The following is a 13,694-nucleotide window of genomic DNA, read 5'->3' as shown; positions in this document are numbered from 1 at the left end:
TCTTCAGGTGATGGGGATCCGGAATGATACTTTCAAACCTCCGCCTTCGCGGTCTTCAATCTTCAGGCCTTGCTCGCTGCCTATGTTGCGCAGTCTCCAGTGCACGTTCCAAAGCCCGCAGTGCTCCTCATTGGGATCGGGATTGTCCAGGATCCCCCTCAGTGCCTCCTGCTCCGCCCCTGTCATCCCTTTGCCGTTATCAAGAATCTCGACGTCTATTCCTTCCGAATCGCGCCGGATGTCGATCTCGATCAAACCCGGGCCGTCTACCTGCTCGATCCCATGCAGGATCACATTCTCCACGATCGGCTGGATCGTCAGTCCCGGAATGACAGCTTCGCCTACCGATTCGTCTTCATGAATGGTGAAATTGAGCTTATCTGGGAACCGGATCTTCTGAATTTCCAAGTAAGTGACGGTAAACTTCATCTCATCCCTCAGGGCAATCTCGTCCTGGGCCTGCTTCGTGATGAACCGGAAATAGTCGCCCAAATACTTGCACAATCTGGCGATATTCTCGTTCTTGCTGGCCTTAGCCATCCGATATCCGATATAAAAACAATTAAACAGAAAATGAGGATTGATCTGCGACTGAAGCTGGCGAATCTGCATTTGCTGAAGCTGGATCTTCTTCTCCAGAACCTCTTGGATGAGCGTCCTTAATTGGCCGACCATCTGGTTGCATTGTTTGTAGACATACCCGAATTCATCCCCCTGCTCGCGGGCAAACTGAACGTGCAAATTGCCTCTTTCCACTTCCCTCATCGATTTAACCAGGCTTCTAAGAGGGCGATGAATATGTTTATAGACGAAATAGGCGAAAAAGAGGAAAAATATCGGTGAAATACCCATGACGAGCCACAGCACGTTCTTGATGACCAGAATCGGAGCCAGCATGTCTTTGATCTTGATATACGTTACGATTCGATAGATCCCGTCTCCCGATACGCTCGTCAAGCTCAAGTATTTCTCCCCGCCGACCGTTACCCGGCTCGAGGCCGCAATTTCCCGTTCGTCCACGATCTTTTCATAAATTTGGGCGTCTATTTCCATCAATGCATCGCTTCTTACGAGGCTGCGATCCTCGTTGTTGATCAGGAACACGTTAAAGACGTCGTTCTTCTCGAACGATTTCAATCCATCCTGGATCCTGTCCGGGTTGATGTCGACCCCTAGCATATATTCGATTCCCCCGCTGCTAGATGAGCTATCTTGGAACGGGATAACGTAGCTCATGACCCCATTCTTCGAGAAATGGTCCAACTGGGTCGGGGTTTGCAGCGCTCTTTCGAGAATATCTTGCTTATTGCTGTCGAGCTCAGTCTGCCCGGAACGAAAAGAAATTTGTTGGTTGCGCTTCGGAATAGCCAGGAAAACGTCTTTAATGTAATCGTTGGAGTAGTAAATGATGCTCATCTTGGTCACGATGCTGCTTTGCAGATGAACGTTCTCGTAATTGAACTTGCCTTCCGGCAGCAACGAATACTCTGCCAGATCGGGATCGTTATTAAGCGCGATAAGCATCTGGTTGATGCTGCCGATCTCCTTCTCCAGAAGGTTCGTGTACAGTTTCATTCTCGACTGCGCCGTGTCTTGGACTTTGCGGGTCACGATGTCCGTGCTCACCCATATCGTGGCGAAACATATCGCGTAGAGAGGTATGGCGACGCAAATGATTCCGAACATGATTTTCCACAGCAAGCTGTTGATCGCTGGTTTGAACCTCAAGGGAATAAGGATGCTCTCCACCTCGTCTGTCTCCGTATAATTAAGAGCGTAAATTAATTATACTTGATGAATGGGCAGGTGTTAACCTTTGACTGCGCCGATGACGATCCCTTCGGTAAAATACTTTTGCAGAAACGGGTACAACGCCATGATCGGAATGAGGGACAGAAACATTTTCGCACCGTAGATCGAGGTTTTCGCCGCATCCTCCGCCGCCATCTTAGCATCTTCCAACGATAGCACGCTCTTCGACTTCTGCAGCAGCAACTGCAAATAAGTCTGGAGAGGATATTTATCCGTGTCGTTGATGAACATGATTCCGTCGAACCATGCGTTCCAATGCGTCACGATGCAGAACAACACCAACGTCGCAATGACCGGCTTGGAGAGCGGAAGATAGATTCTATACATGGATTTGAAATAAGAAGCCCCGTCCATTAGTGCGGACTCTTCGATTTCCTTGGGCAACTGCCGGAAAAAGTTCAGCAGCAAAATAATATAAAACACGTTAACAGCGGACGGCAGCACCAGCACCCAAATCGTATTGATCAGATGCAGCGATTTGGCAAGAATGTACGTCGGAATCAAACCACCGCTAAATAGCATGGTGAATACCAGAATCCACACGTACACGTTGCGGTAAGGAAAACGATCGCTTTCTTTGGACAACGGATAAGCCATTAGGAAGGTGAATATCATGTTGATCGCCGTTCCGAGTACGATCCGCTGCAGCGTTATGTTCAACGAGTTAAGGAAAGGGGTATCGAAAGATGCACGGTAAGCGCCCAGCGAGAAATCGACCGGCCATAATCCGACCGCGTTCGAATTGACTGCCTCCGCGGAGCTGAGGGAAATCGCGAAAATATGGACCAAGGGCAGGACGCAAAGCAAGCCGACAAAAGTTAGCATCCCGTAATTGAATAGGCGAAAGGCGATACCGCCCACAGTGTTGTAGGTTCTCATAATGGTTGGATGCTCCTTCTCAGAAAATGCGATAGTTGGCGAGCTTTACAGCCAATCGGTACGATCCCGCGATCAGCAAGAACGCGATGACGGATTTGAGCAATCCTACAGCCGTAGCCAGACCGTATTGCGCCTGCAGCAAGCCCATGGAATATACCCAAGTGTCAATAATTTCCGAGCTGTCCAGCACGAGATAATTGTAGAGGTTAAAGATTTGGTCAAACCCGGCGTTCAGGATATTTCCGATGCTCAGAATACCCAGTAGTACCGCGACATGCATGATTCCCGGCAACGTGACGTGCCATGTCTGTTTGAATCGACCTGCTCCGTCGATAATAGCTGCTTCGTATAAATCCGGACTGATTCCGCTTAGCGCTGCTAAGTAGATGATGGCTCCAAAGCCGAATTCCTTCAACACATCGGTCACGATCRGCGTAACCCTGAACCATCCGGGTTCGCCGAGAAAGAAGATCGGATCAATGTTAATCGCGCCTAGCAATTGATTAACAGCTCCGGTTTTCAAGGCCAGAATATTGACGAGAATTCCTCCCATGATGACCCATGAGACGAAATGGGGGAAATACACGAACGTTTGAATGCCTCTTTTCCACCACTTCAATTTGATCTCGTTTAACAGAAGGGCGAATAAGATCGGGGCCAGAAACCCGAAAAAAATCTTTAATGCCGCTATGATAACCGTATTCCGCAATATCCGGAAAGTATCGGGGAGCTCGAACATGTACTTGAAATTATCGAAACCGAGCCAATCGGAACCGAAGAACCCCTTCGTCGGATTGAAATCCTGAAATGCGATCGTAATTCCCACCATCGGCATATACGCGAATAGCAGCACGAATACTATGCCAGGCAAGATCATGGCGTGCAACTGCCAAGTTTGTTTCCACTTCAATGCTTTTAATTTAGGCGTCTTCATAAGTAAGTACCTCCAAGTCGTAAAACAAAGGAGCCCGTTCCGGACTGCAACGAAATAGGCTCCTCTGCTTAGGACGTTTCTGCTTGTTATTCTGCGGCTTCGTTGACTTCCTTCGTAATTTGGTCGCCGCCTAACGCTTGCCACTTCTCGACGAATTTATCGAAATCGTCCAACGGAGCGCCCATGACGATCTTAATGAACGTTTCCAATTCCAATTTGTCGAGCGTCGGGCTCTTGGAGATCATCGATGGGGTTGGAGCCCCTTGGTAATCCGAATAACGAATTTGCTTATATTCCAGGAGGACTTTCTCTGCTTCGTAGAACGTCTTCTCGATCGCCCAACCGTAAGCGCCGCCTTTGTTTTTCTCGCCGAGAATCCATTGCTCCCGAACGTCCAGCTTGCTCTCGTCCCCGCTTTCCTTCGCCGCGCGCAGACTCTCGCCGTTCTTGAGGTTCTGATATGGGGAATCAAAGTTATAGGGCAGCGCGTACAGATTGATTCCCTTGCCTGAATAAGCGCCTGCGTTGGCTTCGGCCCATCTGTCGTTATAAGGGTTTGGACCGTTAAACATATCCGCCCATAGATTCATCGACTTGATCACGGCCTCCGGATGCTCGAAGCCCTTGCGTACGACGATCCACTCGTTGACGAAGGATCTCGCAGCCGGCGCAACTTGACCGTCGGCACCTGCAGGTATCGGAAGCACGGCCCATTCCGCGTTCGGTTCCTTCTCTTTGTTCGTCATCAGTGGATAGATCGGGCCGGAGAACACTCCGAACAAGATTCCGATCTTGCCAGTCGTGTACATTTCTGTGRCCTTGGCGAAATCCTTGACCGCGAACTCCGGATCCAACGCGCCAAGCTTATACAGGTTCTGTAGGTAGCCCAGCGTCTCTTTCATCTGCGGCTGAATGCTGCCGTACGCGAGTTTGCCCGATTCATCTTTAACCCATAGCTTCGGATAAGCTTTGAATCCGGCCGCAACGGAAGTCATCATGGGTTGTCCCGATGCAAAGCCCATTTCCTTGTCGAATCCGATAGCATAGGTATCCTTCTTCCCATTGCCGTCCGGATCGTCGTTCACGAATGCTTTCGACACGGCTTCCAGCTCTTGCAGCGTCGTTGGCGCCTTAAGCTTGAGCTTATCGAGCCAATCTTGGCGAACGTACATAATTCCGATCGATTCTCCGAAGTCCCTTGCGAGCGGAAGACCATAAATCTTGCCGTCCTTCGACGCAGGAAGGAAGGCAATCTTGTCTTGGTACTCTGCCATGCTCCGTACAGTTTCGGTCGGGTATTTCGCCCAAATGTCCGTTAGATCCTCGACCTGACCGTTCTTGATCAACAGTTGCAATTGGTTAAGGCCAACCTTCATGACATCAGGCAGATCATCGCTGGCGATCGCTAGGTTAACTTTCTCTCCCGCTTTCGTGGCGTCGACAACCCATTTGTTCTTGTAATTGATGTTCAAGTATTCCAGATTGAATTTATGGTGGATGTTATTATCCACGCTTTCCCCGTCAATGAAGGAAGCCGCTTCGTAGTTACTCTGTCCGATCGTAACGTCGATCGGCTGTTCGTACTTCGTCATCGGACCGTCAGTGGGCTCAGCAGGAGCCGAGCTTTCCGCCGAAGCCGAGGGTGACTGTTCCGAAGAAGCGGGAGCTGAACCTGCTGAGTTATTCTTATTAGAGCACCCTACAAGCACAATCAGGCAAGCAAGTCCTGCAATGAATAATCGTTTCTGTAATCCCTTCGCCATTCCCATTTGGTGAATCCCCCTTGATAGCATCATTTACAATTACATCATACGACGTGCGAAAGCGCTTTTTAAGCCGAACATTTTTACTTTCGGAAACTATTTTTACTTCTTTGGTTGCGCTTCCATTACCGATAGCCGTAAACCTTGCGCGATGGCGTCGATGACCGGTCTCGCTTTATTCACGATGCCCCCCTCGGATGAAGCGCTCGTGGCGAAGAACGATAATTCCCTCCATGAGGGATCGATAAAATCAGGAGCCCAAGGACGGATTCCGACGAGGCCGTTGCGTGCTCCCCAAGCGGTTAAGTCCCGTAGAATCGCTGCTTGCCCTTCCTCGGAAATCTCGTACCGGCTCTCTTTGTTTGCGCTCCACGCGCTGTATGGTCCATCGACGATCTCCGTCGCGGGATAGGCATATTCCGCAAGGAACGACGGCAGTTTCAACTGTTTCTTCATTTCGGACACCGTCGTCTTAAACGCCTCCACCCGGCTAGGCGGCGCGTCCATCGAGGTCGGATACAAGGAGAAGCCCGCTACGTCAATGTTAAAGCCTCCCTTAAGCATAGCACGGTAAAAGGCGACTGCGAACTCGGGAATCGCGCCCTGCGCGATATGCGTCGAGAATTTGGTGTCTGGCACGACGGATTTAATCCCTTCGCTAACCGCGTTCATGAGCTTTGCTTGATGCGGCCACAGGTAGCGCTCCAACCAATCATTGCGGTCCTTGACATTCATGCGCAGCAGGGTAATGACATCCTGTTCGCCTATCGAAGGATCGATGGCATCCGGCGCTCCGTATAGCACCAACGCCCCTTCCGCAGGGCGGACGGCTACTCCGGCCGTGCCGAAATCGACCTCGTTGCCGATGTTCCAGATCGGAATCCTCGCACCCGTAGCCGTGAGTTCCTTAGCCACCAACGCGCCATACGCCTTCAATACCGGGAGCATCTCCTCGACCGTCATCTCCTTCCATCGTCCCGGAACTTTAATCTCCGGATATTCACTGAAATCGGGAAGTGGTTGTCCCGCCACGTCCCCGTAGGTCTTGAACAACGCGATCTCGGGATTAAGCGGGAGATCAAGCTCCGCAGCCAGCTTTGCCCTCTCGATGCCAAGCTCCAAGCTGTGATCCGTATCGCTTCCCGTCGAGTACCGGTCCGTGGCAATGCGCACATATATTTCGTTCGCTCCATGCGCCATGAACAGCTTCTGCAGTTCAAATGCTGAGGTCGCAGTATTGCCGATGCCATCCTCGAAGAGTATGCCTCTGTTCATCTGGCTATCCGTGAACGGACTCACGGATATCGCCGTTCGGAAAGGCTCGTCCCCGCTTTCCTCGTCACCCGATTGAATAGAGCAGCTAGAGGTAATCATCAGCGAAGGAACCAGTAAAAGCTTGATCCATCGCCCTCGTTCCGTAAACATTTCTATCTCTCCTTCCGTCGACTCCTTAGTGAGTCTGTCACCCAAGTCATCCTTCCATTGCCATCATGAGATTGCACAGCTGCCGATAGTTCCGCCAGTCCCCATGCCACTTCAAGCTGTTCGTGAGAAGAGCGGCGACGGTCTCGTACGCCGGATCGATAAGCAGCATGCAGCCCGTGAATCCCGTGTGGCCGATCGCCTCTGGAGAATTAAGATCTCCGAAGCATCCATGGCCGTCCTGTTTTCCCTTCCTCCAGAAGATGGATGTTTTATCGCCTCCCGCAGGCATCGACACTTCCCTCAGCATGAGTTCAACGGCCGCTTTCGAGAAAAGGGTCGTCCTCTCTGCTCCGTAAGTGCCGCCGTTAAGGAAGACGGTGCCGAAACGCACTAAGTCGGAGGCGGTCGCATAAAGGCCCCGATCGCCCATCACTCCCGTCATTGCTTCCTTGACGAGGGATTGCCCGTTGTGATCGTCCCACGGCAGCACATAAGGTTTTCCGTCCAGATTGCCGGGATCGAAAGTGGACTGCGTCATCATCGCCGGTCCGAAAATGTATTTCCTGACATAGGCTTCGAAGGACAATCCCGACGTGCGCTCGATGATATCCATGAGAATGCTGTATCCCACCGAGAAATATTCCGATCCTTCACCCGGTTCATATTGAAGCTCGTTAATCGCATAGATCCTTTCGAGAAATGCGGGGACATCGCCTTGGCGCTCCGGGAATCCGATGTCGTCCACCAACTTCGCGGCATAACCGGCCGAGTGTGTCAGAAGTTGCAGCAGCGTAATCTTATCGAATGGATATTCCGGTATGTGTTTGGCGACCGGGTCGCTTAGGCTCAACAAACCCGTTTCGACCAGTTTGACGATCGCGGCGCCGGTGATCAGCTTGGATACCGAGCCTACGTTGAATAACGTATTCGAATTTACGGGATTTCCTTGCCCAGGTTTCGGCGTGGAAAACCCATCGGCCAATCGATAGACGATCCTTCCTCTTTTTAGCACCTCAATCGAGAACCCGGGAACCCGTTGATCCTCGAATAGGAGACGGAGGATCTCATCGTAGCGTGCAGCGTTGGAATTGCAGATTGCCGTATCTACGTTCACCGTTTCATTCCTCCCACTTCAATCTCGAATATCCGTGCGCTGCCCGATTGCGTGAGCTCAACATGAAGCTCCCCGTTATCCGCATCCCAACGATAGACGCTTTGATCGTTGGCGGGATAAGCGCATTTGATCTTAACGTCCTTATTCCACAGGTCCGCAAGCGGAAGCGTACATTCGGGATTCCCTCCCGGTAAGCGCCATACGGCAAGCCAGCGCTTGTCGCCATCTTTCAGGCCGAAGCTAAGCCAAGGCTCCTGAAAGCTCGGCAGGCCAAGTGGCCAGAAAGGTATACCTGCGGGAATCGCGCCGCGAACGCGTTTGTACAAAGAGATCCCTTCTTGAACCAACGAGAATTGATCTTCCGGGAGCAAATCCAATCTGCCACTTAAGATAACCCTCATGAGCATCGCGTTCACCATGTTCATGACGGTTTCTTCCCGGCCGCCTTCCGGGGAGGGATAGGACCATATGCCGCACTGCTCAGGAGCGACGGCGGTCGCGGCGGCGGCCGCTATGACGGCATTGTTCAAGTAATGGGATTGATCGGTTGCGGAATGCAAGCTCAGTCTGGACAATAGTGCATAATCCGCCCGCATTCCTCCGCTTGCGCAGCTCTCGATGACGAGCTCGGGATACCGGTCCAGCACGCTTTCGATCCATGATAGATAGGCTCTATTATGACCTAACAAACCATCTCCCAGGCTGTCCGCCGAAACCTCCGTTCCCACGCCCGCATTGATATTGTAGTCCATTTTAATGTATCCTGCCCCGTACTCCGCGACGACCCGGCGTATGACCGAATCGGCATATTGGATTACTTCCGGGTTGCGGAAATCGAGCTGGTATCGGCCGTGGTCAATGAACCGTTTCCCGTGTTTCCGGAAAAACCAACTATCGTCCACTTCCCCCGCAAGCGGGCAATGAATGCCCATTACTTCCAGTTCCAGCCATAACCCCGGAATCATGCCGCGGGATCGAATATGATCGAACAACGGCTTCATCCCTCCGGGAAAACGGCGTTCCGAAGGCTGCCACTCCCCTACCGTGTCCCACCACGAGCCTTCCCCATACCATCCGGCATCCACGCAGTAATATTCGCAGCCCGCTTTCGCGGCCGCCTCGATCAGAGGCATTACTTTGTCCCACGTCGGATCGGCATTGAGGCAATTCATATAATCGTTGAAAATAACCGGAAGCCGCTTATTATCCGGGTGTTCCCTCCTCATCGCCCGGCGATAGGAAGTGAGTTCGCCAATTGCTTGTTCGAAGCTGCCCGACGCCAGGCTTACGGCTACGGGAACGGAAGAGAACGATTGTCCCGGATGAAGTTGCTTCCACCAATGGTTCTCGGTATCGGTCGGCCCGCTTAGCCGAAGGTACAACTGTCCGGCAACGTCGCTGATTTCCCAATGCCACGAACCGTTGTTCTCGATTTGCCAGAGAAGAAACGCGCCGTTATCCGTATTCTCGATGGCGCCCATCGGCAGAAACTCCGATGTGGACCACGTTCCCGAACTTTGGCAGGAAACTCTTTTCATCGAAAAATCATACACCCGGTTCAATCCGAGCTCTCTAATGCTGTAGCTCTTCCACTGATACTCTCCGCACCAAGCATTGTGCGGCAAATAAACCCTCGCTTTGTCCTCCCAGCCGCGAAGTCCTTCCTTCGCTATGCCGGTCAAGGCGAACGAGGAGACATATTCGATCCCCTTGGGTTCATCGGAGCTATTCACGATTTCGGTCCAGCTTCTGATGACCGGAATGCCGTCGTAAAGTTGGTAGTGGCAATCGACTCGCAGCCCCCCGCCCTCTGTCGAGATTTCCAGCTTCCGTCCGCTGCCGTTTCGATAATCGCGATGCCCCGCGTATTTCAATGCTTTACCAGGTGTAGTCCCCAGATGCTTAGAGCCGTGATGATCATCCTGATCTTCGCCGGACACCTGCACTTCAACCATCCGGAACGACTGCCTTCTCTTCTCCTCCCCAAGCGAAGCCTCATCCAACGGCTGCAAAGAGAGATGCAACAGACGCACGTCCCCGTCGTCTGCAATATCGAACACCATATGGATACCGTTCTCGTGTATCTCAATCTTATTGTCCATTCCTCTATAGCCCCCGTGTCTATTGCTAATGATGCGTTGCGTTTCGGTTAGTAGACGGACTTCCCGCCAGGCCGCCATCCGGCAACCGAACGGGAAGTCCGCTTATTCCTTCTAGAGCGTGCCTCTTACTTTAACGTCATCGAGATAAACATAATTCAAACTTCCACTCCCGCTCGTTCTGAACCGAATCTGGAAGCCGATGTTGTTAGCCGCGCTTGCCGGAAGCGTCCACGTCTTCTTCGTCCAGCCGAACGTTCCGGTCACGTCCTCGAGCATATTCCAGTTCGTTCCATCGAACCATTCCACGATAAAATGGTGCGAGCTGGAGAAATTACGGGAATAGTGGGCATATTCGACTTTAACATCATGATAGAAATAGGTGCCGTACAGGAGCGGATGCGTCAAGGAATCGCTGGAGTTGAACCTTGCGGCGTAGCTGCCCGCGTACTTGTATGTCGTCTGGATATCCGTTCCGCTATTCGTCCATCCGTTTTGCGTAAAGTTGTTGTTCTCGAAGCCCTCCAGGAGCGCGGGAATCGCATCGATCGCCGGTGCCGCCGCGCCTTGGGCAATCGCATCCACGGTCGCATGCGCAGACTTCGTCTTATTGGTAGACAATGTTGCGCTGAATAAACCAAGCGGCTCCCAACCATAGCCGTTATAGACAAGATCCGGAGCCCATGGCCGGATACCCGAGAAGCCAAGAGCCGAAGCCCAACTCGCTAAATCCCTCATCAGATCGGATTGTCCACTCGGCTTAAGCAAGTATCCCTTCTGCTGATTGCCCCATCCCGCGTACGTCCCGCTCATCGCGCCTGACGGATAAGCGAACTCGGAAAGGAATAGCGGTTTGTTGAAATAATCATGTACCTGCTTCATCGCGTATTGGAAAACTAGCAAGCTATCGCTGGACGAGGCGAAGGCGCTTGGATAGAACGAGAAACCTAGTTCATCTATAGGGAAGCCGTTGTCMTCCATCGTTTCGTAGAAAGCAATAGCGAAGTTTGCACTTAGCGATTGGGAGATATGCGTGGTAAACCTAGCGTCTGGAAACACGGTCAAGATCCCTTCGCGWACGGCGTTCAACAGTTGAGCCTCATAGGGCCACAAGTTTGTTTCCAGCCAGGTAATCCGAGCGGCTTCGGTCATGGCCAGCAGAGAGTTGACGCTCTCGGTACCTATATCGGGATCGACGGCATTCGGAGCTTTGTACCAGTTCGGCCCCTGCTCCGCGTCATACGAACCGGGAATCGGCGCGACCGAAACGCCCGCCGTTCCGAAATCGACTTCGTTGCCCAAGTCCCACATGTTGACCGATACGCCAGCATCCTCGAATTCTTGGGCTACGATCGCACCGTACTGCTCAAGAATCGTAGTCATCTGCGTGAGAGTCAACGTTTCCCAAGCTCCCGGCAATGTGATGGCGGGATACTCGGAGAAATCCGGCTGCGGCTGCCCGGCGAAATCCCCATAATGTTTCCACAACCCCAGCTCGACGTTAAGCGGCAAACCGGCGGCAATCGCCGTATCCGCCCGTTCGAGACCGCGGGTAAGACTATGGTTCGTTCCGACGGTTGGATAAGCGACGTCCGTTGCCACCCTTGCGAACACTTCGGTCGCCCCGTGGTTTTTATATAGTGTCGTCAACTCGGCAATCGTGTCCGCAGTCATCGACGCGTCTTTATACTTCACCCCCGCGGCCAGCTGCGAGTCTACGAACGGACTGATGGACATGCCGACACGGAACGGAGTCGTAGCATTCGTTACAGGAGTGCTAAATGCCGAGATACAGCAGACGAGAGCAAGAACGATGGACAGAGTGATTTTTACGATGGCGGATTTATAGCTGATCATTTGAAAACCTCCCTAGCGATTGGTTTGCAATTCCACAATGACCTTGCCTAAACATCCGAACAGCTGATGGTTAAACGCGGTGTAATAGATCGTGAACGTCCCATCCTCATTCAGAATCAAAGAGAGCGGCGTACGGATATCCTTTACCCATCCCTCCTTCTCCGTATAGAAGTGCAAATACTCTCCTTTGGACCAATGAATGCCGTCCTCGGATACCGAGTAGCCGAAGGTGCCATGGTCCGGCCCCCCATCGAACAGGGCAATATACGTCCCGCCGTCCAGACGCGTAACGACCGGATTTTCTATCCATACCTCATCGATAAGGACGGGGTTACGCTCGGAGCATCGCGTCCACCCGCCATCCAGCCGGTCGGAAGCCGCTAATCCGACGCCCCAGAACGTCACGGGCAACTTCTCCGTCCTGGCGCTTCCATAAAACGCGTACCATTGGCCTTCGGCTTCGTACGGAAAGAACGAATCCGTGCCTTGAAGTCCTTCCCATGGGTCTGAAGCGGCACTTGGTTCCATAATGATTCCGACATTCTCGTACGGTCCCCCGATTCCTTCCCTGCCTCCTTTCGCGGAAACCGCACGCCAAATTTTACCTTCGAAATTCTCATACCAAGCTTGGTCCGTGCTCGGCATGGACTTGTACGCCACGTAAAATAAGTTCCATCTCTCGCATGCGCTATCATAAATAGGCATGGGAGACCACAAGGATGCACGGGGATCTTGTCCTTCGTATTCCCCGCTGGATTCGAACAATGTCGATACCCGCTCCCATGTCATTCCGTTGTGACTTCTCCAATGGGCTAGTCGCATTTTCACGAACCTCGGTTTGCCCACCATCTCCGAAGTGAACAGATGGAATTGCCCGTTCACCCGAACGACCCTACCGCCCTCGAATCCGTACTCGATGCCTTCGGTGCCCGGATCGCCCTGCCGAAGCAGCGGTTCTACTACATAATCCTTTACGATCAGTTTCATCCTGCAGCTCTCCTTTGTTCGTATCAATCGAAGCAACTGCTGCTTCTGCTCTCTTATGATATCCGATGGCTCTTCGGCGGTTATACGGAAACATTTTTACTTTCGGCAACTCTGTTTACTTAACGTAACGGGTACCCTTCAACAATCCTAAATACAGCAAAAAATCCCGACTGTGTTGTGTCGGGATTTTCTTCAGCCGCTCTTATTCAAACTCTAGTATCACTACCTCAACGCAAGTAGCCATTTCTCCTCTTCCCAGAAAGTCCCCTCTGTAAGATAGGATGCCGTCGTGATCGCTATCCAGAATCATCGCGACCCTGGCTTGGTTATGCCGGGCAAACAACAGCTCGTATTGTCCAGGAATAAATACCTCTTCCTTCTCTCCAACCAATACGAACCGAAATTCCGTGCAGCAAAATTACGATTTTATTTGAATCCGCCAGGTAGTGGCGGTAACATAACGATTTTCCATCTCTTGCTTCGTAGGTCTGAATAGGGGGCAATTCTCTTTCTAGCATGAGGGCCTCCGACGGTCAACTTATTTGACGTACGCTCCGCGAATCAATGGGTCAGCTAATGGTTAAATCAGAACTGATAACGTGTCCGCTCGTGTCTTCGATCGTAAAGAAATACGCAGTCGCGTCCGCGGGGAGATGGGCCGATACTTTCTTGTTTTCCTCGTCCAACCCGCAAAGAGGATATCCCCTTTCGATTTAGGTGGTGATGAATTCGTCTTGATCATGCCCGCAACAAGCAAAGAAGAAGCTGCGAGAACAGCAAATTTGATTATTAAAACGATAGATGACTTCCTTGCTCAAGAAGTG

General features: G+C 51.9%; 10 protein-coding genes. All 10 read right to left on the bottom strand.

What is annotated here, in order from left to right:
* Positions 1-3: 3 nt before the first annotated feature.
* The gene (locus AC1DWN_RS08930) at positions 4-1,749 is read right to left on the bottom strand and encodes a sensor histidine kinase (RefSeq protein WP_477558550.1); all 1,746 of its coding nucleotides are present in this window, start codon (positions 1,747-1,749) and stop codon (positions 4-6) included.
* 60 nt (positions 1,750-1,809) lie between these two features.
* Entirely contained in the window at positions 1,810-2,691 is an 882-nt protein-coding gene (locus AC1DWN_RS08925) for a carbohydrate ABC transporter permease (RefSeq protein WP_477558549.1), read from the bottom strand.
* A gap of 19 nt (positions 2,692-2,710) precedes the next feature.
* Complete coding sequence (locus AC1DWN_RS08920) at positions 2,711-3,625, bottom strand: ABC transporter permease (RefSeq protein ID WP_477558548.1); 915 nt, start codon at positions 3,623-3,625, stop codon at positions 2,711-2,713.
* A gap of 86 nt (positions 3,626-3,711) precedes the next feature.
* Entirely contained in the window at positions 3,712-5,421 is a 1,710-nt protein-coding gene (locus tag AC1DWN_RS08915) for an extracellular solute-binding protein (RefSeq protein ID WP_477558547.1), read from the bottom strand.
* 69 nt (positions 5,422-5,490) lie between these two features.
* Positions 5,491-6,813 carry a glycosyl hydrolase 53 family protein gene (locus AC1DWN_RS08910; RefSeq protein WP_477558546.1) on the bottom strand — a complete coding sequence of 441 codons (1,323 nt, stop codon included), beginning with the start codon at positions 6,811-6,813 and terminating at the stop codon, positions 5,491-5,493.
* 46 nt (positions 6,814-6,859) lie between these two features.
* Positions 6,860-7,927 carry a serine hydrolase domain-containing protein gene (locus AC1DWN_RS08905; protein WP_477558545.1) on the bottom strand — a complete coding sequence of 356 codons (1,068 nt, stop codon included), beginning with the start codon at positions 7,925-7,927 and terminating at the stop codon, positions 6,860-6,862.
* On the bottom strand, positions 7,924-10,029 hold the full coding sequence (locus tag AC1DWN_RS08900; protein WP_477558544.1) for a glycoside hydrolase family 36 protein: 2,106 nt from the start codon (positions 10,027-10,029) through the stop codon (positions 7,924-7,926). The genes AC1DWN_RS08905 and AC1DWN_RS08900 overlap by 4 nt, the downstream gene beginning before the upstream one ends.
* 111 nt (positions 10,030-10,140) lie before the next feature.
* Positions 10,141-11,763: a glycosyl hydrolase 53 family protein gene (locus AC1DWN_RS08895; protein ID WP_477558558.1), complete on the bottom strand. Its 1,623-nt coding sequence runs from the start codon at positions 11,761-11,763 to the stop codon at positions 10,141-10,143.
* Positions 11,764-11,895: 132 nt separating this feature from the next.
* A complete protein-coding gene (locus tag AC1DWN_RS08890) occupies positions 11,896-12,870 on the bottom strand; it encodes a hypothetical protein (RefSeq protein ID WP_477558543.1) in 975 nt (324 codons plus the stop codon).
* Positions 12,871-13,196: 326 nt separating this feature from the next.
* Complete coding sequence (locus AC1DWN_RS08885; RefSeq protein WP_477558542.1) at positions 13,197-13,388, bottom strand: hypothetical protein; 192 nt, start codon at positions 13,386-13,388, stop codon at positions 13,197-13,199.
* Positions 13,389-13,694: the final 306 nt, after the last annotated feature.

The organism is Paenibacillus sp. P4_A7 (assembly GCF_056402455.1).
Note: the sequence above shows the minus strand (reverse complement) of the source record. Positions and strands in the feature narration are given on the sequence as shown.